The 22,266-nt window shown below is 44.4% G+C and carries 12 protein-coding genes and 5 tRNA genes; 4 read left to right on the top strand and 13 right to left on the bottom strand.

What is annotated here, in order from left to right; all coding sequences use genetic code 11:
• Positions 1 to 5: 5 nt before the first annotated feature.
• The 9 genes from KQI32_RS02580 to mtaB all read right to left on the bottom strand — a co-directional run bounded on the left by KQI32_RS02580 (position 6) and on the right by mtaB (position 9,555).
• The gene (locus KQI32_RS02580; protein ID WP_216423829.1) at positions 6 to 2,918 is read right to left on the bottom strand and encodes an S-layer homology domain-containing protein; all 2,913 of its coding nucleotides are present in this window, start codon (positions 2,916 to 2,918) and stop codon (positions 6 to 8) included.
• A 48-nt stretch (positions 2,919 to 2,966) separates the two neighbouring features.
• On the bottom strand, positions 2,967 to 4,508 hold the full coding sequence (locus KQI32_RS02575) for an extracellular solute-binding protein (protein ID WP_216423824.1): 1,542 nt from the start codon (positions 4,506 to 4,508) through the stop codon (positions 2,967 to 2,969).
• Between the two features lie 326 nt (positions 4,509 to 4,834).
• On the bottom strand, positions 4,835 to 6,838 hold the full coding sequence (locus tag KQI32_RS02570) for a helix-turn-helix transcriptional regulator (RefSeq protein ID WP_216423823.1): 2,004 nt from the start codon (positions 6,836 to 6,838) through the stop codon (positions 4,835 to 4,837).
• A 162-nt stretch (positions 6,839 to 7,000) separates the two neighbouring features.
• Positions 7,001 to 7,076: transfer RNA gene (locus KQI32_RS02565), tRNA-Lys, on the bottom strand.
• A gap of 48 nt (positions 7,077 to 7,124) precedes the next feature.
• Positions 7,125 to 7,201 (bottom strand) — tRNA-Gln (locus KQI32_RS02560).
• A gap of 14 nt (positions 7,202 to 7,215) precedes the next feature.
• Positions 7,216 to 7,292 (bottom strand) — tRNA-His (locus tag KQI32_RS02555).
• 61 nt (positions 7,293 to 7,353) lie between these two features.
• Positions 7,354 to 7,430: transfer RNA gene (locus KQI32_RS02550), tRNA-Arg, on the bottom strand.
• A gap of 7 nt (positions 7,431 to 7,437) precedes the next feature.
• Positions 7,438 to 7,511, bottom strand: a tRNA-Gly gene (locus KQI32_RS02545).
• A gap of 736 nt (positions 7,512 to 8,247) precedes the next feature.
• The gene (gene mtaB / locus KQI32_RS02540; protein ID WP_216423821.1) at positions 8,248 to 9,555 is read right to left on the bottom strand and encodes a tRNA (N(6)-L-threonylcarbamoyladenosine(37)-C(2))-methylthiotransferase MtaB; all 1,308 of its coding nucleotides are present in this window, start codon (positions 9,553 to 9,555) and stop codon (positions 8,248 to 8,250) included.
• 251 nt (positions 9,556 to 9,806) lie between these two features.
• Between mtaB and KQI32_RS02535 the strand changes: the two genes are divergently transcribed.
• Positions 9,807 to 10,034 carry an HPr family phosphocarrier protein gene (locus KQI32_RS02535; RefSeq protein ID WP_177691780.1) on the top strand — a complete coding sequence of 76 codons (228 nt, stop codon included), beginning with the start codon at positions 9,807 to 9,809 and terminating at the stop codon, positions 10,032 to 10,034.
• A 121-nt stretch (positions 10,035 to 10,155) separates the two neighbouring features.
• Here KQI32_RS02535 and KQI32_RS02530 read toward each other — a convergent pair whose 3' ends face one another.
• On the bottom strand, positions 10,156 to 10,812 hold the full coding sequence (locus tag KQI32_RS02530) for a 4Fe-4S double cluster binding domain-containing protein (protein WP_216423813.1): 657 nt from the start codon (positions 10,810 to 10,812) through the stop codon (positions 10,156 to 10,158).
• A 373-nt stretch (positions 10,813 to 11,185) separates the two neighbouring features.
• Between KQI32_RS02530 and KQI32_RS02525 the strand changes: the two genes are divergently transcribed.
• Positions 11,186 to 11,755, top strand: coding sequence for a manganese efflux pump (locus KQI32_RS02525; protein ID WP_216423811.1), 570 nt, complete (start codon positions 11,186 to 11,188; stop codon positions 11,753 to 11,755).
• Positions 11,756 to 11,822: 67 nt separating this feature from the next.
• On the opposite strand, the gene KQI32_RS13555 is transcribed toward KQI32_RS02525, so the two are convergent.
• The 3 genes from KQI32_RS13555 to KQI32_RS02510 form a co-directional block, all read right to left on the bottom strand.
• Positions 11,823 to 15,170 carry a stalk domain-containing protein gene (locus tag KQI32_RS13555; RefSeq protein ID WP_216423810.1) on the bottom strand — a complete coding sequence of 1,116 codons (3,348 nt, stop codon included), beginning with the start codon at positions 15,168 to 15,170 and terminating at the stop codon, positions 11,823 to 11,825.
• 214 nt (positions 15,171 to 15,384) lie between these two features.
• Entirely contained in the window at positions 15,385 to 16,107 is a 723-nt protein-coding gene (gene nagB / locus KQI32_RS02515) for a glucosamine-6-phosphate deaminase (RefSeq protein WP_177690503.1), read from the bottom strand.
• 187 nt (positions 16,108 to 16,294) lie between these two features.
• Complete coding sequence (locus KQI32_RS02510; RefSeq protein WP_216423808.1) at positions 16,295 to 17,209, bottom strand: DDE-type integrase/transposase/recombinase; 915 nt, start codon at positions 17,207 to 17,209, stop codon at positions 16,295 to 16,297.
• Between the two features lie 489 nt (positions 17,210 to 17,698).
• Here KQI32_RS02510 and KQI32_RS02505 point away from each other — a divergent pair, with 489 nt between their 5' ends.
• Both KQI32_RS02505 and KQI32_RS02500 read left to right on the top strand, forming a co-directional pair.
• A complete protein-coding gene (locus KQI32_RS02505; RefSeq protein WP_216423807.1) occupies positions 17,699 to 20,083 on the top strand; it encodes a sugar phosphate nucleotidyltransferase in 2,385 nt (794 codons plus the stop codon).
• Between the two features lie 411 nt (positions 20,084 to 20,494).
• Positions 20,495 to 22,162 (top strand): ribonuclease J, encoded by a 1,668-nt coding sequence (locus KQI32_RS02500; RefSeq protein WP_374197052.1) that lies wholly within the window; start codon positions 20,495 to 20,497, stop codon positions 22,160 to 22,162.
• The last annotated feature ends 104 nt before the right edge of the window (positions 22,163 to 22,266 follow it).

Raw genomic sequence — 22,266 nt, 5'->3', positions numbered from 1 at the left:
TCCTTTTATTCAAACAGTCCCATGGCGGCGTAAATCATCTGCGCCGCCTCGGCACGGCTGCACACAGCGCTGGGGCGGAAAGTCTGATCCTCAAAGCCCCTGAGGATATTGTGCCCGCACAGACGGCTGACTGCCTCCTTGGCGTAATCGTTGATATCAGCGCGGTCTGTAAAGTCGTTTTTCTCGTTGACCAGTGTTGCGTCAATCGCCTGAAAAGCGCGGTAGATCATGGTCGTCGCCATCTCTCTGGTCACCTGCTCCTCCGGACCGAACCGGTCTGCCTCCAGACCGCTGACAATGCCGTTTTGGTAACCGTTTAAGATATAATCATAATACCAGTCGTTCCGACCGATATCCGCAAAGGGATTTTCGCCGTCCTTGCCCGGCAGGCGGAAGGCGCCCACAATCAGCTTTAAGAATTCTGCGCGGGTGACCTGATCCGCCGGAGCGAAGGTGTCCTCGGTTTTCCCGGCGACGATTCCCTTCTTCTCCAGAGCGAGTACCGCAGTCCGCGCCCACTCATACCCCTCCATATCATTAAATTGCTTTTCCGGTTTAGCGGTGGAGGTTGGCTCCGGGGTCTGTTCAAAAGAGATCTGGGGCGGGCGGTATCCTCCGCCTCCGTTGCCGCTGTTCCCCTTGCCGCTGTCATCTTCCGTCTTTTTCTGCCTATCGACTGCGGCATCAAATCCGCTTTTTAAAGCAGTATAATCGTTGTATGTCTTTCCGCTCAAAGCCATGCTTATCTTCTCAGGATTTTTCAGTGTATTGTATGCGGCGAAATTCAAACCAATGGTATCCTTCATTTTTTCCAGAATAGGCCGGGTCTGAATATAACTTTCCGCCTTCGCAATTCCGTCCAGGACAACCCGCTGGGTATAGGCTTCCGCCACCTCCGCCGGCAAAAGAAATTCCTTTCCGGACAGATTCTCGGCAACCGCCTTGGCCGCCCCCTTGGAAATGGTGCCCGCATAGAGCTCCGCAGCGGTTTTGTCCAGTTCAAGGACATCTTTATTCTCTGTCAGCAAAGTTCCCACTTCGTCTCCGTCCAGAATACGGCCCATCAGCACCGCAGTCTGCAGATCCTCATTCAGCTCAGCAGTCGATGCAAACACCTTGTCTGTCCGCTCGTCCCGCAGTGCCAGCAGCGCTTTATAGGTTTGCTGTTTGCCCGCGTCGCTTAATTTTACGAATCCCTCCATATCCAGATTACAGGCTTCTCCGTAACCGTTGATGAAAGCCCCCACATCATTTGGATCAGCCGTCTGGTTTACCTTTGCCAGCTCTCCGTCCAGAATGGTCTTGCTGAAGAAGGTGAAAGATTTGTCCTCCTCCGCCTGAGCAGCGCCCCGGATATAAGCTGAAACCCGATACTGACCGTTTGCATCCGCCATCTTGAAGGTGGCGGCCGCTGTTCCTGCCTCAGTTTTTGCCAAAGCCGCGTAGACGAGGGCTTCCGTTTCCTCCGGTTCCGGCACAGTGTACACCGCAAAGTGCACTTCCCGCTGGATATCCGCCTCGCCGGTGTCCGCCAGCAGAGTGATCTCCTCCGTCTCAGGATTCGGTGTCACCGTCACGATGCAGGTTCCATCATAGGGCGGAACAACCGGACTGAACCCGGATTCCTGCTTTCCGTCAACCGTATAGATAGATTTTCCGGAAACCGATTCCCAGACATTCTCCCCTCTCAGGTAATACAGCTCCAGCACGTCGGTCTGTTCCGCGTCCGGTGGGACGGCAAACTGGTTGGTAAAGGCGGAGGTCTCACTGTTGTCCTCTGTGATCAGCCCCACCGCATTTGTCTGTGTCTCAAAGCTTCTCATGCTACCGTCGGCGCGGTAGAATGCCGCGGCCAGCACGGGATTAAAAACTTCCTTCTCATTGACAAAGGTGCTGGTTACCGTGATCTGCTCTGCCGAGGAAGCAGTAACGTCGATGTCCTTTGCGTACTGCATCAGGCTCCGGGTACGGAAGCTCACATCCCCCGTGAGGGAAACGCCATAGATATTTTCCACATTGTCAATATGTAAGGTGTAATCGGTCTCCGGCGCCAGAGGAGCCGCCAGCTCCAGTGTGCAGCGAAGGTTGTTGTCAGGATCCGGCGTGATCCCTGTCACTGTGTTTCCATCCAGCTGGAATTTATCTGCCGTTGCCGCGGCCAGATCCAGCGGTGTGTTTAACTCCAGCGCGATGCTGTCCATCTCCGCCGCTCTCTCATTGACAACCTGTGCCGTAAAGGTTTCCGGCACTTCAAATATTTTTAAATAATCATAGTCTACCTCTGCATTGCCTCTGGCATAGCTTGCCCAATGAAACTGGAACTGCTTTTGATTAAAGTAATTGTTTCCCGCCACCGTGACAGGAGGCTGATTATCCACCCTGATAATCCGATTGGCGCTCTCGTTGTCATAGATGATTGTTACAGTGTGCCATTCTTTTATCGGAGCGTCGCCAATCTTGGTGGTTTTGTTGATGTCCGACCACACCTCGTTATCATAGATTGCCACAGTAGGGCTGTTTGGATTATACATTGGTGTTTTATCCTGCATCCGTCCATACATATAGCCCAGCGTGGTGTTGACCCGGTAACGAAATTCAAACACTAGCTTTGGAAACCCCTCTTTTGGTTTCACAGGTGCAGACAAATAAAATCTGTCGCCGCCCCAGGAAGCGTCCGTCTCGCCGCTATTGAGCGTGCGCAGAAAGCGCAGAACAGAGGCGCCGTCCTCTGTGGTTGCAAGGCTGACATCCCCCGATGTAAAACCGGGATCTCGAGTCAGCCCATCCATATTCTGATCAAACGAATTGTAGTACAGGTATTCCCCTGCGTCTGCCTCCGGCCCGGCGAGAGCTGGAAAGCCCTGCAGCAGAAGGCAGATGGTGATTACTACTGAAAAAAGCTTATGAAATTGTTTCATATAAACCCTCTTTTCCCATTTTTATTTTTAACAAAATGTTTTTCTGCATTAAAAGGTTATTTTGGATTCATTGTATATCCGGGTCACCTCTTCAATCCCCAGTTCTTCCGCTGTCTGCAGCCACTCTGTCCAGATTTCCTCCGGCTCACCGCTTTCAAAGATATACCGGCTGATAAACTGATCAGCCTTTACACGGATGGCATACTCCAACTCCACATAGCGCTCCCGAAATTCCGGTTTGACGCCGACTTCCTTGACAGGCTCGGCGGTAAGATATTGATTCTGCCGAACCAGTTCCTGCACCTCACGGACTTTTGGCGTATACTGATAATATACGCAGCGGTCGTCATACCGCAGGGCAACCGATTGGGTGAACAGTCCGTATTTCTTTTCTAAAGAACGAATGTTAACCATCTCTTCCGGCTGGAATCCAAGATATTTGACCGTTCCGCTGTCATCGAAGACATAAGTCTCCCCTTCTACGCCCAAAGTGGTCAGCTTCGCTCCCGCAGGGCTCAGAAGAAAATCAACTAGTTTTAAGGAGAACTCCCGGTTGGCATTGTTGGAGACGGCAATGTTCGCATTCCCGATTTTGGATTGCCGCTGATATACCATCTTCGGACCCACAGGGGGTGCAAAGCGCAGATCATAATCCGGTATGTTCTCCTTAGCCTGTTCATAAAACAAATCCATGCGGTCGATCCAATCATAGGTAACAAAAGCATTGTTGTCTTTTATCATTTTGAACATCCAGCTGTTTTCTGTACAGGTCAGAAAGTCAGGGTCAAGCAGTCCTTCCTGATACAGACGCTTTACAAAGTCCAGCATCTCCCGAAAGGCCGGCTGCACCGCGCCGTACAGAAAAGATTGGCTCTGCTCGTCAAAGTAAAAGCCTCTCCCCTGCAAGCCCCACCCTACTGATAAATTGTCCAGAAATTTCATCTGTTGTTTCGTGGCGAAGGGAGTGGATTCGGGATAGATATCCTTGAGTTTACGCAACACACTATAAAATTCATCCGTATTGCTCCACAGCTTTATCTGGTGCTTGTCGAAAATATCCTTCCGGTACAGAAATCCATGGTTCACATCCCTGGCAATGTTATAGCCGGAAACATAGTATACATGCCCGTCATTAAAAGTTGCTCCTGCCAGCGCCTCCCGCGCGGCAGGATCATCAAAAAATAACTGTTTGATGTTGGGGAGTTTATCCAGATTTTCATCAAAGCTTGCAATCATTCCCTTCTGTACATACCCCTCCATTTCCTTCCTGTCCAAAGAGTTGTTAAAAAGATCCGGAAGCTGTTTTGTAGCAAACATAATCTGTGTTTTTTGCCTCATGATGGAACCGGGGACAACCATAATTTCCAGTTCAATTCCGGTCAATTCCTTCAGCGTGCGGGTAAACACAGTATCGTTGAGCTCTGTGTTTTCTCCCTCGGTAAGCAGCCTCAGCTTTACCGGTTTATCCGTGAAGGGGAGCTTCAAGCCGTTGGTCTCGTTGAACTCTTCCATCAATTTGCTTTCCGAGGAAGCAGTGACGCTGCTGGAAAAGTTGCAGCTCCCGCATTGAAGCGCCAGCAGAACGCTCAAAACAAAGCCTGCTATTTTTTTATTTCTCTTTATTTGGATAACCTCCTTTTGAGTGCCTGCAATGACACTCTATTTGTCATGCAGTTTTCAAAATACAAATATATCTGAAATCCATTTCTGCAATTCATTCAATATATTTCATTTTTAGCCTTGAATTTTAATCGTTCGTCTTCCTTTGATATATTTAAGATTAGATCATTCTCAAAGGAAAGTAAAGAGAAATAATTCTCAATTTTAAAAAAAGAAAAAACGCCGGTCATAAAAAAGGAAAAACCCTTATATGCCAACGCTTTTAAAGATTTTCAGATTTTTTAAACTCAGGAATTTTATAAATTATCTTTCCGAAATTGTCCCGGCGTTTCGCCGCAATATTTTTTGAAGGCGACAATGAAAGTCGCTGGGTTTGCATATCCTGATTTTTTGCTGATTTCATTGACAGACAGATCTGTTTTCAGAAGCAGCCTTTTCCCTTCCTCCAATCGAAGTTGTGTCAAATACTCGTTGAATCCTATCCCGAATTCCTTTTTAAAATAATAGGAAAAATACTTTCCTGTCATCTGATAATGTTCCGCAACCTGTTCCATATAGATATTATTCCGGTAATTACTTTCTAAAAAGCGGATAATCTCTCTCTTATCCAGTCTGTTTTCCCCTTTCTCCGCTTCATCCATGAAAGCGTTGAGTACATTAAAAAATACATTTTTCATCCGACCCATATCAAAATTAAAATAGTTTGTCTTTAGACCAGTGTAGAACATCACATCAATCGGTTCAAAAATTTCCTTCTTGTCAGCGACAGCAGTCACCTCCGCAAGTTCATAATACAGATGGAACAGCAGATAATACAGGCAGTCAAAAGCAAGTCCGGCCTTAATGTTTTCATCAACAATCCCGGTTAAATAATTCTTTAAGCCGGTCCGGTTTTTGGATGCAACCAATTTTGTGACCGAGGATCGGAAGTTAGAGGGAATCAGCACGTTTCTTCCTCCTGCCTCCTGTCCTTTCAGTTCGTATGTGCCAATATTCATATACATTGATCTGGCCGCCTTATTCAGCTTCTCGATTCCGGCAAAAGACTCCCCTTCCGCAAAACGAAATCCATGCTGCGAACTGTATTCCGCTATTTTTGAAATTTGCCGCTGCCGTCCTTCATCATCCCGAAAGGTAATTAGCATCATACAAATTGAGGAATTCCAATAAAAAATGTTTCCCAGTCTTCCGGCTTGCCTTGCCTCCTCTTGAGTAAGAGCATTTTGATTAGAAAAAAGGCAGCAAACCGCATAACTCGCTCCCTCCTTTGCCATCAGAACGCTGTCTGAAAGCTGACGATTTGAGAGGTAATATTCACTGTCAATAGCAGATGTTAGTAAAATAGGATAACCAATGCGTTTATCGCCGCCCCCGAAAAGCCCCGCTTTCTTGTCGGCAATCTTTATAAAATAAACTCCTGCGCCACAGACTGCAGCGAAGAAAACTAGCATATAGATGAAGAATCCCATCATCAAAGGATTCCACTTTTCAAAGGAAAAGATGCTGTTCTCATAGTCAAACCACTTTAGGCAGGAATAGCTGCCGTAGATGCGGTTTTTCGTAATTACAGGTTTTTTCTGAAGTTCGTCAATATTCAGCTTTGAATTGACTGCATCATTGGCGTTGCTAAGAACCAAATATCCCTTGTCGTCATACAGTCTGATCTTGGCGTGAAGCTCATCGCTGGACAAACCCGAAAAGCTCAAAAAGTTCTGTTCGTTCACAAAGAGCAACACTCCCACGTCATATAGTGCGCAAATCTTTGGTACTACAAACAGCCTCTTGGCACTCTCAAAAGGATCCGTATAGCTGGAGAGAGGTATAATCGTTGGCGTGTTATATTTCAGCATAATTTCGTCCCAAAATTCAATGCCGGTGTCTTCATTAAAATAGGCATAATTGAAAAAATCCCGTTTATCGATGGTTCCCTTCGTGGTAATTAGCCGGTCATTGCCTACCTTATAGAACACCACGTCTTCTATATATGTATTGTATGTCATCATCTCCTTAGCCAGCTGCACAATCCGGACCATCTCTTCGCTTCCGCCAGTCTCTGAGTAATTTTGGAAAAAAGCGCCGTTATCGCGGATAATTTTTTCTGCCGAACGAATCACCGTATTTAAATTTTCAAAACCATTGTATAATAACTTTTCAATTGCGTACATCTCTTCTTGATTATATTCTGTCACCTTCATTCTTAAGAAGAATCCAAGCATAGCATTCACAATCAGAAAAAACGATAACAGAAATGCAAAAATTTGAATAATATAAAATTTGAGCGTATTTTTTTGAAACAGCATCGCGGACATCTCCCCCCCTAAAATCTCTTCCATATTATCACAAAAAAATATTTTTATCAATGAAAAAACTGATAATGGAATTGTTTTTACAGGAAATAAATAGAGGCGCGGCATACAAGAAACAAAAAAAGTCCCATCAGTTTCATGTCTGACAGGACTATCTGGTGAGCCATCGGCGATTCGAACGCCGGACAACTTGATTAAAAGTCAAGTGCTCTACCGACTGAGCTAATGGCCCATATTTCGTCTGAAAACAAAAAAATAAAATCTGTGACAGATTTTATTTTGGTTGGGATAGCTGGACTCGAACCAGCGAAATGCAGGAGTCAAAGTCCTGTGCCTTACCGACTTGGCTATATCCCATTATATGAATTAAATGGGGTGGGTAATCGGATTCGAACCGACGACCCCCAGAGCCACAATCTGGTGCTCTAACCAACTGAGCTATACCCACCATATTTAATAAGTCTCCAGCCCTTTCAAATTTTTTGTTTTGAAGGGATCCGGAAAAATAGTGGCGCGCCTGAAGAGATTCGAACTCCTGGCCTACTGCTTAGAAGGCAGTTGCTCTATCCAACTGAGCTACAGGCGCATAAAAATGGAGCGGGTGATGGGAATCGAACCCACGCAATCAGCTTGGAAGGCTGAGATTCTACCATTGAACTACACCCGCACTATCAAAAAATCATCATGTCTCTCACATGTGACTATCATATGATATCAGTTTTCAGGGGGTTTGTCAACAGTTTTTTGAAAAAATAAAGAGATTTTTTCAGTTTCACATCTGTATGGAAATCCTTAGACAAAAACCTGATAACATTTAAAATGTTCACTTTTCCTATTTTTATTCATGAACCTATTTTAAAGGGTTCTTTTTTATTGTAATATTATGAAAACGAAAAACGTTGAAGTTGCAATAATACACAAGAATAGCTATGAAATATATATTTTAACAACATGATGGTAACAATGTTTGGAGAACAAACAAGATTTTAAGAAAGTCATATCGTCTCAATCAAAAGAATTGAGCCAATATACTCCATGTTTCCAAACAAACTGTTTCGAACTGAAAAAAACACGATACAACCCTCTACAATCAAAACATCCGCATTTTGCTGCTGGATTCCATTGACAAAAAAATCCCGCAGGACAATCCTGCGGGAATCATTGTTATATACATTAAGAGCCTATCAACGTAAATATATTTAGTTATAGGGAAAACTAAAATAAAACTAAAAAGGATAGAAATTTGATTGTACAGTGAACTTTTTCATACAAAGATAAGCTCTTAATTGCAGTGTAAAATAGTACAAGAAATCTTGTATCTGTCCTAATTATAGTAGATAATACAAAAAAATTCAATAGTTATTTGAAATTTTCTCAAATAATTCACAAATAATTCATGATTATTACAGGTTTGGATCTTCCTTTTCCTGAATTCTGCCTTGCAGCTTTCCGGATTCAAAGTTCTCTATCTGAACGTTTTGGAATTCCCCCTCCAAATTTTTTTCCGTTTTCACATAGACATGAAGGTAATTGGGCGTCAGTCCAAAAAAATAACCATCATGAGGCTGCTCAAATAAAACCTCCTGCATTTTTCCAACATAACTTTTTTCGAACGCTGTCTTTGACTCAGCGGCCAGCTGCATCAACATTTTGCTGCGCCGCTCTTTCGTTTCCGGAGGAATGTGCCCCGTCATCTTTTCTGCAGCGGTTCCCTTGCGGACAGAGTATTTAAACACATGGATCATATAAAATCCAATTTCCCGGGCAAAACGAAGCGTGTCCTCGAACTCTTCCTCCGTCTCACCGGGAAACCCTACAATAATATCGGTGGTGATTGAAACATCCGGGAAAACCGCGCGCAGTTTTTTTACAATCTGACGATATTCTTCTGCAGTATACTTCCGGTTCATCCGTTTCAGCGTAGCGTCACATCCGCTTTGCAGGGACATGTGAAAATGATGGCATACTTTGGGCAGAGATTGAATGATCTGAATAAAACGATCCGTGAACGCATTCGGTTCAATCGAACTTAACCGAATCCGCCGGATTCCCTCAATGTCGTGTATCTTTTGAAGAAGCTCTCCCAGTCCAAACTGTTCAAAATCCTTTCCATAAGAGCAAATATGGATGCCGGATAAAACAATTTCCCGAAATCCTTTTTCCGCCAACGCACAGCATTCCCGGTATATACTTTCCGGATCGCGGCTGCGCACCCTTCCCCTTGCATAGGGAATTACACAATAGGAACAGAAATTATTACAGCCGTCCTGTGCTTTTATGATTGCCCTGGTTTTATTCTCATAGGTAGTGACCTGCATATCCTCAAAGGATTCTTCACCCAGTTCGGAAACAATATTGTATTTTTTATGATCCCGCAGACTTTTTGTAATAAGCTCGTAAGCTCTTCCCTTCTCTTTTGTTCCAATAACGATATCCACGCCTTCTATGGCTGCGACCTCATCCTTTGCCATCTGTGCGTAACAGCCGCATACGGCGATCACTGCATCCAGATTTGCCTGTTTTGCCCGCCGGATCATCTGTCGTGATTTTCGATCGCTCAAAGAAGTGACTGTACAGGTGTTTATGAGATATGCGTCGCAGCTCTCTCTGAAATCACCGGTTTCCCATCCCTCATCTGTAAACAGTTTCGCGATGGCTTCTGTCTCATATTGATTCACCTTGCATCCAAGGGTGTAAAATCCAATTTTCATTTTTCATTCTCCATTCTGCCGCTATGCCCGGGCACAGTCTGATTTTATCCTGCAGGCATCCTTCTGGTCTTTCAAATGTAGGAAGAAAAACGGATTTCTTCTCCGTTTTTCAAAATATATAATTAGTCAAAAAAATTTCGGTTTTTTTATCCATTTTGCCTATTGACTTATTGAAGGTTTTTCTATAATATCATAGATAAATAATGTGCGCTTATCTGTGCACATAATAAAAATACAGGAGGCTGGTAATTATGAAAACAGTAAATATTATGTTGAACTCCATCAACGACGTCAAAACATTTGTAAATGTTGTAAGCAAATACGACTTTGACGTTGATTTGACTTCCGAAAGATACGTTGTCGATGCAAAATCTATTATGGGTATTTTCAGCCTTGATTTGTCAAAACCAATCAAAGTAGAAGTGCACAGCGACGACTGCGAAGCCTTTCTCTCTGAAATCAAACCTTTCACTGTCTAATCTTTCAAAAGGCCAATAAGAACGCATCCTTCCCGGATGCGTTTTTTGTTGCATCGTTTCATATGAAATCACATCACTAAAAAATAGATGGGATCCGATGGCGCGCCCATCTTGCTTGCCATTACTTTTGCGTGTACGGACACACACTCATACAGATTCCGCACACAGAACCTCTTCCGATCTTTTGGAATGCTTTTTTCATATAATCGGAACAGCTTTTTCGATCCACAAGAGACTTTTCTGGCTGGGCAATATCGAAAGCTTCCCCACTCAAACACATTGCTGGACATGCCTGAACACATCTGCGGCACGCACCGCATTTGGATGGTTTCGGATCGTTCGCCGCATGCAGATCGAGATCCGTAAACAGCGTCCCCAGTCGGACACCAGTCCCCCATCTCTCCGATTGGAACAGTCCGTTTTTCCCCACGGTGCCCAAGCCGGCGAGCACCGCCCCTCTTTTATGAGAATATAACCCAGCATATGTATCGTGCCCGCCTACCGTTTGAGATGCTCCGATTGGAAAATAGCGGTACCCGTTCTTTTCCAGAAATATGCCCGCTTTCAATAGGATTCGATCGATCAAAGCATTCACAGTGCGGTAATGATGAAAATATGCGTAAGTAGGCTTGTCGTCAATCTCCGCTATCACCGCAGAAGACAGTTTGACGCTGAAGGAAATACCATTGTTAAAATTTTTGAAAGAATCCTTGAAACAGCCTGCTTCAAATGCTCCTTCTTCTATCATTATATTTATAATTTTTTCTTTTAGATCCAAAAGTTGCACATCCATTTCCAATGATGTTTGTGAGGTTATGATACCATAAAAGCAAGGCTTTTCATGGTATCATTGTCCATAGGCTTCGGTTGTCCAGACTTGTTCCGGACGAGAAGCCCGGACATCCTGTATAATATGCCCTGTGCATATTATACCACACTATCTATTTGACTACAATAACCGTTTTCGTCCTGTTTTCAACAAAAGCTTGTCCTGTTATTTTACATTTCACAGACAGTTTCAATCATCGCTGAAAAGAGGGTTCTCATCCGTCTGCAGGGAGCGGGGCATCTTGCTTTTCAACCTTTCACCAGATCCGATTGCCCCTCATAAGATAAAGAAGCGAAAACTTATCTTTAACGGAGGTGCTCTTATGATTCCACTTATTCTATTTGCATTATCGGCCACCAGCGACAGCTTTATCATCGGGTTCAATTACGGTGCCCGCAACATAAAAATCCCGTTTCTCTCCAATATATTTATTACACTCATCTGCTTTACCGGTACATATCTGGCGATGACCGCGGGTAGTTTCCTGAGCCGGCTGCTCCCTGGGAACGCCTCGGACCTTATCGGAGCCTGTATTTTGTTTGGCCTTGGAACCTATATGTTGATGCAAAGCCTGCGCACACATAAAAAAGATCTCTGTGACAGCGAGACAATTGATGCGGATCATTCACAGGTGATTGAAGGCAAAGAATCCATCCTTCTGGGCGCTCTTCTCTGTATGAATAATATAGGGATAGGAATCGGAGCAAGCATCAGCGGGCTATCCCCTGTCTTCACCTCTGCCGCGTGCGCGCTTTTAAGTTTCTTTCTCATTTTGGGCGGGCATTGCATCGGAAGCCACCTCACAAATCACATTCTAAAAAAGGTTCTGGAATTGTGCTCCGCGGGTATCCTGATCGTATTAGGCGGATATGAAATTTGTGTGTTTTTCTGAATCGGTGACTTTCACAAATACGAAAGGACCGTTTCAGAAATTTTCATTCTGCAACGGTCCCTCACTTTTACTTATCCTTGTTAAAGTTCACTTCTATTTTGATATCCTTTAAAATCACGTCATTGCATACATTCTGGCTGGTAACATAAAACAGTCCTGTAAAGTAGGTCGCATCCGAAGGGATTTTGTTCCCCTCCACCTTAATGGTAAACGGCATAAATTCGTCAGTGACAGGGATTTCTACAGCCGTTGTCTGTCCCAGATTGGCGGAAGAATCATTGCCATAGCGTATCCTCGCGGTGAAAGCAGAACTCTGTCCTTCTGCCGAAGCCGCCCGTTTTGCCAGGAATGTCATTTTATAATCACAGTCCTTGGTATAGGTCTCGTTAAAATACAGTGTAGGCATATACATATTGATTGCATTTCCAGGGACAGGAGAGTTGATTTTTAAAGCTTTTGTCCCGCTGCCGTCAATGATTTCAACGGTTTGCGGATTTTTTGAATAGTTTGAATTCTTGATGGAACCGGCATTCATCAGACGGAAGGAAAGCATTTCGGCATCTTTTCCGAATACCATTCCCGGTATTTTGTAATAAGCTCCTGCCGCGCCTTCATAGCTGGTGTCGTCTATCTGTTGGATAGGCTTTTTCAGATCCAAATTGGAGAATGGAACCAATTCCCAGCTGGATGTCCCGGCCTGCTCTATCAGTTTGACCGCCTCAAACTTCACCGTTTTTTTACACTCCTCGATAAACGGGGAAGTAGAACCGCCCTTTTGCAGATCCTCCAGGAGTTCCGGCGCGATTTGGTACCGGATGCGGTCAATGAGCTCCCGATCCTTCTGCCCGTCATACGCAATCCCGTCACCAACCAAAATAAAGCCCCGTTCATCCCAGTAAACTGTTTTCCCAAGCGCTTCTACAAAGGCGCGAAGCGGAAGCAATGTCCTGTCATTAACCGTCTGGGCAGGCACATCAATCGCCTTTTCCTCTCCGTTCACAATGATTTTTTGCTCACCGAGGACAGTCTCTATCACCGTGCTCCCTGCCCGGACAGTAACCGTTTGGCTGGCATCATCCCAATCCACCGAAGCTCCCACCGATTCCCCTACAAACCGGACAGGAACAACAGTGCGGTCATTGATGGTTCGCGCTGTGACAGAACCGTCATTTGTATCAATCGGCACGGAGGTACCGTTCACCAAAGCTTTGCTGTTGTCAAGCTGCAGCACGATCGTCTTCGCCAATTTTTCGGTTACCTCCTGATCCGAAGAAACCGTCTCCCCTTCAAAATACAGGGGTATTTTTCTCAAATCATACAGAGTGGTATAGTATATATTTCCATCGCCGCCTACGGTCAGACGGTATGCATTGGAAAGAATCTGCTTTGATTCCAGGGTTTCCGGATCCACCAAATGTACATTGGAACTGGACTTAGAGACCAGCAAACCGTTTTTGAGCCGGTACAAATCCTGTGGGAACAGAACAATCCCCGTGGAGGACATCAAATCCGGCCATCTTTTATCATCCAGCACCTTGGATTTCTTTACTTCCAGAGTCTGCGGATCCAAGGCGTATATTCCGCCTATGGTATTTCCCCATAAAAGGCCGTCATCCCCGAAAATCAAATCGCCATAGTTCAAAATAGGCTTGTCGTACCCCTCTATTTTTGGCTGCGCTTCCCTGATAATCTTTTTGTTCACCATATCATAGATGAAAATCTTCGCATGCTCCACAACAGGCTTTGTCCCCAGGCCGCCCCAAACATTCGTCCCTACATACAGCAATCCGTCTTTGTACACGGAGCAGGTGATGGAATGCCCGTCCATAGGACGCACCACTTCTAGATCCCCTGTCTCCGGGTCATAGAAGGAAAGGGCTCCGGTATGGGAAGTGGTGATCGGATAGGAGGAAAGGGCGATTTTATCTCCTGCTTTCGTCATGTCAAAAATACGGTCCTGTTCATTGTTCAAGCGCGCGACCTGCTTTGGATTTTCCCCTTTTGCGGGCGGTTTCGATGGATCAAACTCAAACAGCTTGGCGCCCGCATACTGACCGTAATAAACCTTCCCGTCAATTCCCTCCACATCTTCGACCTGCTCGATAGGAAAATCAATGTTCGTGTTGGTGTCCGTGTTAAAAACACCACCACTTCTGGCTTTATAACCGCCATAGCCGATCAGGTTTTCCCCCGCATAGCCAATGGAGCGCAACTTAACGGGACGGGTGATCAAATTCTGGCTTCTCAGTTCTTCTTTTAAAACAGTCACCGTTTTATTCTGCAGATTGATGATGGCGGGAACGCCGAATTCAAAGTTGGTGGTGACAATACTCAGTCCCGGATAGGTTTGCTGATCTTTGAGCCTTAAGAGGCTTGCACCCCTCAAGCCGTCCCCGGACCCAGGTTCCAGATACGGGATTCCCGTATCAAACTCTTCGCCGGTTCTCAGATTATAGCCTGCTATACGGTTGTTGCCGGATGAAAAGCTTGCCTCTTCGCCGGCGGAAACCGGAAAATTCTTAACGGTATAGATAACACCGTTATCGGTAGTGGAAGGAGTACGGTATCCATAGCAAACATTGATGGTGTCAATCCATTTTTGCTTGGACAGGTCGTAAATCCCCGTAAAGGATGAGCCGTCCAAAGGGGTGACAAGAGCTGTAAGGAAATCCCCCGCCTCGTCGTCATGCACGGTATCCATAAACCAATAAAGCTTGATTTTATCCTTGTTTACAACACCTTCAAAGTTTGGATTCTCCAGCATTTCAAAGGCGCCGGTTTTCACATTCATACGGGCAAACTTTGTTTCATTGTGATAACCGCCGCAATAAATGTAACCTCCATGATAGCTCAAAGCCCGCACATAATTCTGCCCTGGAAAAGGGGTTCCCATGTCCGTCAGTTCTTTTTTTACCGGATCATATTTAAAAATTTTTGCATCCGGATAGGTTCCCACATACGCATTTCCCTCCTCGTCAAAGGTAACGCCATAGGAGGCGGACTGTCCGGGCAGATCACCGATAACGGTAAACTCTTTGGCAGAAACCGAATAGCGACAAAGCTTTGCAGTGCTCTGTGTGGTGACATATATGTCGCCGTTGGGCGCTTTTCCAAAACCGTGCGCGCCGTCGGAGACACCATCTACCGGATATTGCCCGATCAATTTGTTATTGTCCAAGTCATAAACATAAAAAACCGAGGGCTTTCCTTCAATCATAGCGCCGAAAATATTGTTTCCATCCATGACAGAACAGACCGAACTATTTGTCTGAGCCGCCTGTATAGGATATCCGAAATGCTCCATAGATCCCACTTTCACACTTTCAATCCGGCTCTTTTCAGCAGATCCTGCCGGAAAGGCAAGGGATAGCATCATCCCTGCGCACAGCAAAAGCGAACACACTTTTTTTCTCACTTTTCTTCCTCCTTTTTTCAATAAAGGCCTGTGTCCCATTATTCAGCGATGAGAGACATCTTGCTTTTCGTTATTCAATTCATATGAACGATATCATTATAGCGCCGTTCGCCTCATTTGTATTTGCCAAAAACCAACTATCTTTCAACATATCTTGTTTAAAATATTAAATTAAGTTTTAATAGAAAAAGCCCTGCTTAGCAGGGCTTTTCGATTAACCATTATAGGCTTCATCATCCACAATGACAGTCACGTCATGATGGCCTTTCAGAAGAGTGACAGGAGTTTGGGTACTCATTCTATCCCCGAGAATTTTGGTCACCACGTCGTGTTTTGATTTGCCGGAGATAAGGACAAGAATTTTTTTCGCTTTCATAATAGAGCCCATCCCCATGGTGAGCGCACTGGTCGGAACCAGATCAATCGAATCAAAAAATCTGGAGTTTGCCTCAATGGTAGACTGCGTTAACCCGGTCAAATGTGTTTTTTCATATAATAGCTCTTCCGGTTCATTAAAACCAATATGCCCGTTTACACCGACGCCGAGAACCTGAATATCAATTCCCGCGGATTCCTCCATTGCCTTTTCGTACCGTTCACATTCCGCTTGATAGTCGTCTGCCTGCCCATTCGGAATGTCAATGTTGTTTTTGTCAATATCAATATGGGAGAACAGGTTTTCGTTCATAAAATAATAATAGCTCTGATCATTGGTTTTTTCAATTTTATAATACTCGTCCAAATTGAAAGTGTGCACGTTTTTGAAACTGACCTCACCGTTTTTATAAGCCTCAATCATTTTCTTGTACATGCCAATTGGAGTGGACCCTGTAGCAAGTCCCAAAATACTGTCCGGTTTTTCCTTTACCTGATCCACCATAATTTTTCCTGCAATTGCAGACATCTCATCATAATCTTTGCATCGGATGATTTTCATAATATAACACCTCTAAAACTTAATTTAATTATTTAATATTCTTTCCGAATAAACCTTATTTATATTTATTATACTACCTTTCCTTCAATAATACAAGGGACATCACGGTTATTTTAATGTTTTTATTGTTCAATTGTCAATGATGGGTGACAGTTTCTCCAAAAAAATATAACGTCCTGTTTTATCTTCACATAATTCCTAAATATTCTGCCATAACCTCGTTTGGTGTTTTGAATTCAAGGCATATCTTAGGAATGTCATTCGATTTTTTATTATATTTGGCAAGCTGTTTCCTGCCATCTTCAAGATTATACATTTTCATTTTCTTGTAAAAACGCTGTTCATCGGTTCTGTGCTGGCGTTCCACCTTGCCGTTGTGCCGCGGCGTTGCTATTTTAATCCGGTGGTAGATAATATCCATCTTTTGCAGTAACAACTCAAATGAGGTTAACGGAGCATCCGGACGATCAACATTGGCGTTGGTAAATTCACTGCCGTTGTCTGTTTGTATTTCTCTTATTTGAAAAGGAGCTGCTGCTATCAGTTTAAGCAAAAAATCTCTTGAACTGTAAGTGCTGTGTTCATCATACATCTCTCGGAACGTCCATCTTGTGCACTCATCTACTGCTGTATACTGATAATATTTCTGTCCACTTACAACGCAATATGACGGCACAAATTTCACATCAACCTGCACTTTTTGTCCCGGATAGTCCGCTTTTTTATATGGCTTCCAGTTCTTTGCAGCCTTTTTCTTGATTTCAGGTTTTATCCACTTGTTTACCACCCGTACCAAGCTTGTGTAACTGCGTGTATACCCGCTTTTTCTAAGGCTGCCCCACAGCATAATCATATCGTCTTTGTATCGCGGATACCGCCTTAAAATCATTTCTTTCTCGGCTTGTGTATGCTCGTTTGGATGATGAGCCGGTCTGTGACTTTTGTCTATCAGGCTTTTCCAATTCCCATCATATTTCTTTCGCCACTCGTAGATTGCATTCCGGCTGATTCTGTAGTATTTTGATGCCGCCGTTACTCCCACTTTGTAACTTTTTTTAATTACCCGTTGACGAAAGTGCGCATTTGATGCTACTATATTCATATGAAAATAGCTCCTTTGGCATATGTTTGGTTTAGTCACTTAACATTATATCATATTGGAGTCTATTTTCTTTTTTTATTTGTCTCCCATCTATTGTATCGTAACACATCACGGTTATTTTAATGTTTTTATAATCTATCTGCGGCTTTCATGCCCCGCCTCTGCTGATATACAAATTTATGCGCAAGCGACGGTTCCTGCCCCACGTTTCGCAGTCTTCAGGCGGCTTTTGCATGCAGTGTCTGACAAAAGCGCTTCATCTTATTATTCAATAAGGGCTTGTCCCGTCATTCAACGAGGACAAGAACACTGCATAGCAGTGCCGCAATCAGCGGGAGATTGTACTCCCGCCGACTGCGGATATGGAACCCGCCGCCTTAAGAGGCGGGGGACATCTTGCCCGCAGTTATATCCGAATACGGTTGAAAAATGAATTTCATATCTTGTATAATTCCCCCAATCATCAGGCAATACTAGAAGAAACGACTGATGAAAGGAATGGATTTTTACATGAAGGCAGTTATCATGGCAGGCGGGGAAGGCACCCGTTTAAGGCCCCTGACATTGAACGTTCCAAAACCAATGGTCAACGTTTTGAACCGTCCGATGATGGCGCATATCATCGGACTTTTGAAACAGCATGGCATCACCGAAATCGCAGTGACGCTGCTCTATCTTCCCAATGTTATCCAAGACTATTTTGGAGATGGCAGCCGTTTCGGAGTGCACCTTGAATACTTTGTTGAGGAAAAACCTCTGGGTACTGCCGGCAGCGTAAAAAATGCAGAAGATTTTCTCTCAGAGGACTTTTTGGTTATCAGCGGAGATTGTCTGACCGATATTGACCTGGAAAAGGCGGTTTCTTTTCACAATGAAAACAATGCAGCTGCCACTATTGTTCTGTCCGAGGTGAACAATCCGTCAGAATACGGAATTGTCGTCACCAATGAAGAAGGACGGATACAGCGTTTTTTGGAGAAGCCCAGTCCCAGCGAGGCGTTTTCCAATACAGTGAATACCGGAATCTATATATTGAATAAAAAGATGCTGTCCTATTTTGAGCCCGGGATCAATATGGATTTCTCCAGAGATCTATTCCCGGCCATCTTGAAAAATAGGGATCGCTTTTTTGGGTATAACGCACCTGGTTATTGGTGTGATATGGGGGATTTAAGAGCTTACCTCCGATGTCACCGCGATTTGTTGGATGGCAAAGTAAATATTTCTCTGGAGGGAATCATCCGGGATAAAGGGGTCTTTCTGGAGGAGGGTGCCTTTCTGGAAGTGGGGGCAACCATAATGCCTCCGGTTTACATTGGAAAAAATACTTATATCCAATCAGGAGCGGAAATTATGCCTTATTCGGTTATCGGCTCCTCCTGCGTAGTGTCTGACAGGGTGAAAACCAGCGGTTCCGTTGTGGACTGCGGCTCTTATCTGGATGAAGGCAGCTATGTCGATGGTGCCGTGCTGGCGAAAAAGGTGACACTGAAAAAAAACGCAAAGGTATATGAGGGAGCGGTGATCGGGGAGGAGACTGTGATTGGCGTAAATTCCATTGTCAAACCCGATATCAAAATATGGACCAATAAGCAAATTGAAGATGAGAGCATTGTCAGCCTAAGTATTATAAACAGCGAGCGCCTCAACCGGAACCTGTTTGGTTATCGAGGGATTACAGGCACACCAGGCGTAGATTTTACACCGGAGAATATTGCAAAGCTCAGCGCCTGCTTCGGTGCCATGAATAAGATGGGAAAGCTTGCTGTGGCCTACGACGGACACGCGGTTTCCTATATGGCAAAGGCAGCGCTCACCGCTGGAGCGATGTCCTCCGGTGTGAAGGTTTATGATTTCGGACAGAATCTGCTGTCAGTCGTCCGGTCCGCTGTCAGCTTTTATGGGTTGAAAGGAGCAATGTATGTCTCTTTTCGCTCTAAAAAGCTGCAGATTGAGTTTATTGATGCGGACGGAGCCAATATTGACCGAAAGACAGAAAAGGCAATAGAGGGCTTGATGGGACGGGAAGATTTCGCACGGGTGGGCAGTCATCTGATTGAAACGCCTCTGAATCTTGAAAACTATAAAAACTATTATTTTAAAACCATGTCAACCCGTTTCTATCTGAATAAAATTGACCGTTTTGTCTATCTAAAAGCGGAGTCTCCTCTGGTTGATCAATACTGTGATCAGTTGTTTGAAGAAGTGCTGATCAAACCCATCCGGTTAAAGGATAAAATTATGAAAAACGGGGAAATCACCGCTCGCATATCGGGAGACGGTGAACGCCTCACACTGTATGCCGAAGACGGCAGTGAAATCAAGGATGATAAAATGTTTATGCTCATAATCCTGATATTGATGGGCGACCGCAACAGCGGAAAAATTGTGGTTCCCCCTTATCTGAGTCAAAAGGCGGTCACTCTTGCGGAAAACAACGGCGCCGAGGTGATTGTCAGCAAAAACTCTGACGCCGCTTTCATGAAGGAAATGCTGCGCCAGAATGCACAGGAAGAATTCCGGATGTGTTATGACGCAGTATATGCCCTCTCAAAAATCATGGAGTACTTGGCAGTGAAAAATCTTCAGCTTTCTGACATCACGCGCAATCTGCCGGAAATTTTCAAGACACACCGAAAGGTGCGCCTCGAACACGATGACAGGGCCTTGGTTATGCGAAAAATCTTAAACCAGTATGAAAAGGAAAACCTTCAGCTTCTGGACGGCATTAAAATCAACAAAAAGGACGGCTGGGTTTTCATTGTGCCGGATAATAACAAGGCATCCTTTACCATCATCACCGAAGGGATCAATGAAGAGTACGCCAATGAGCTATGCGATTTTTATGAATTGGAATTGAAAAAGCAATCGTAATAAAAGCAGGATCTTTCGCTTTATTTTAGGGATGAATTCCCGTATTCTGCCACATAGTTAAATATACTTTAAACCGTATCTCCGGCAAGAATGCGGACGAGCGCAAAGGGATGATATACACTGCTGTGTCATGCAGCCGTTTTCTTGTCAAAAAATGTATTGGGGAATCCAATTGAGAAATATTAGAAAAAAGTGTTTCTTTCTGCCGCGATTTGTGCTATACTATTAAATGAGTGATTTTATGTTCGGATAATTCTGCGTTGACAGGCCGGTAAACGGGGACAGTTCGGAATCCTTTTCCCAGGGCCTGCCTTTCAAATATGATGATTCGGTAATGAACGGATTCAGGGAGCAATCCAATGAGATAATCTAATCTTCCTGATGCTTAAAAATGAATACGGAGGTAAAAACGTGGTAAAAAATCCAAAAATAAAAGTGATACCACTGGGCGGACTCAACGAGATCGGAAAAAACCTTACTGTGATTGAAAGTAGTAAGGATATCGTTGTCTTGGACTGTGGTATTGCGTTTCCTGATGAGGAAATGTTGGGGGTCGATTTGGTTATCCCCGACATCTCTTATCTTGTAAAAAATAAGAAAAAAGTGAGGGGAATCGTGCTGACACATGGTCATGAGGATCATATCGGTGCTCTGCCCTATGTCTTAAAGGACATCAATGTGCCGGTATTCGGCACCAAACTGACTCTGGGGTTAGTAGAATGTAAATTAAAAGAACACAACCTATTATCAAAAGTAAAACTGAACAAAGTCGTCCCGGGAGACAGAGTCAAGCTGGGAGAAATCACAGCAGAATTTATCCGAACAAATCACAGTATCGCAGATGCAGTAGCAATCGCATTCCACACGCCGGCAGGTATCATCCTGCACACAGGGGATTTTAAAATTGATTCCACCCCTGTCACGGGAGATATGATCGATCTGGCGCGTTTCGGCGAGCTGGGCAAGCAGGGGGTTACCCTGCTGATGTCCGACAGTACCAACGCAGAGCGTCCCGGTTATACCATGTCGGAGAAAACGGTTGGCGAAGCCTTCGATAATATTTTCAAAGATCATACCAAAAGCCGCCTTATTATAGCGACATTCGCATCAAACATACATAGGGTGCAGCAAATTATTGATGCTGCCGCAAAGTATGGAAGAAAAGTCGCTGTGTCCGGCAGAAGTATGGAGAATGTTGTCCGAGTGGCTATGGAGCTTGGCTATATCAAAGCCAATAAAAACGTCATGATTGAGATAGATGACATCAAAAAGTACAATAAGGAACATGTTGTCATCATCACAACAGGAAGTCAAGGGGAGCCGATGAGCGCACTTTACCGGATGGCTTATTCGGATCACCGGAAGGTTGAGATCAAAGCGGGCGATGTGGTTGTCGTCAGCGCAAACCCTATTCCCGGCAATGAAAAGTCCATCTCCAAGGTAATCAATGAACTGTTCCGCAAGGGTGCGGATGTCATCTATGAAGCACTGATGGATGTGCATGTCTCAGGACATGCTTGCCAGGAGGAGCTGAAGCTGATTCTGGGGATTGTGAAGCCCAAATATTTCATGCCGGTTCACGGTGAATACCGCCATTTAATGTGCCATGCACAGCTAGCGCAGAAGATTGGTATTCCCAAAAGCAATGTATTCATCTCTCAGATCGGAAAAATATTGGAAGTCACGAAAGAGAAAGTCAAATTTAACGGAAGCGTTTCCTCCGGACGGATCTTTGTGGACGGCCTGGGGGTCGGAGATGTCGGAAATATCGTTTTAAGAGACCGAAAGCATCTCTCACAGGACGGTCTGATTGTTATCGTGGTGACGGTCTCCCACAATATCACTGAAGTTGTCGCAGGCCCTGATGTCATTTCCAGAGGTTTTGTGTATGTACGGGAAAGTGAAGATTTGATGGATAATGTGAAAAACATTGCCAAAGAAACGATGGAAAAATGCATTGCGGAAGGAATCAAGGACTGGTCAAGCCTGAAAAATGAGGTTCGGTCCAATGTGTTCTCTTATCTATCACATGCGACCAAACGGCATCCAATGATTTTGCCGGTAATCATGGAAGTATAAATATATTGCATAAAAAATGCCAAAGGGTAAAAATCCTTTGGCATTTTTTGAATGGCTTCCTTTGCTTTGAAAGAGCATTTCATCTTATACCATAAGGGAAATAT

The organism is Acetivibrio sp. MSJd-27, assembly GCF_018918095.1.
In the GTDB taxonomy this organism is placed as follows: domain Bacteria; phylum Bacillota; class Clostridia; order UMGS1840; family HGM11507; genus HGM11507.
This window is presented reverse-complemented; position numbering and strand designations above follow the sequence as displayed.

What these genes read in the sequence shown, in the direction of transcription:
- mtaB (WP_216423821.1), bottom strand. Translation starts at nt 9,555, where the DNA reads ATGAAAATTGGATTTTACACCCTTGGATGCAAGGTGAATCAATATGAG.
- KQI32_RS02580 (WP_216423829.1), bottom strand. Translation starts at nt 2,918, where the DNA reads ATGAAACAATTTCATAAGCTTTTTTCAGTAGTAATCACCATCTGCCTT.
- nagB (WP_177690503.1), bottom strand. Translation starts at nt 16,107, where the DNA reads ATGAAAATCATCCGATGCAAAGATTATGATGAGATGTCTGCAATTGCA.
- KQI32_RS02570 (WP_216423823.1), bottom strand. Translation starts at nt 6,838, where the DNA reads ATGCTGTTTCAAAAAAATACGCTCAAATTTTATATTATTCAAATTTTT.
- KQI32_RS02505 (WP_216423807.1), top strand. Translation starts at nt 17,699, where the DNA reads ATGAAAGGAATGGATTTTTACATGAAGGCAGTTATCATGGCAGGCGGG.
- KQI32_RS02510 (WP_216423808.1), bottom strand. Translation starts at nt 17,209, where the DNA reads ATGAATATAGTAGCATCAAATGCGCACTTTCGTCAACGGGTAATTAAA.
- KQI32_RS02535 (WP_177691780.1), top strand. Translation starts at nt 9,807, where the DNA reads ATGAAAACAGTAAATATTATGTTGAACTCCATCAACGACGTCAAAACA.
- KQI32_RS02525 (WP_216423811.1), top strand. Translation starts at nt 11,186, where the DNA reads ATGATTCCACTTATTCTATTTGCATTATCGGCCACCAGCGACAGCTTT.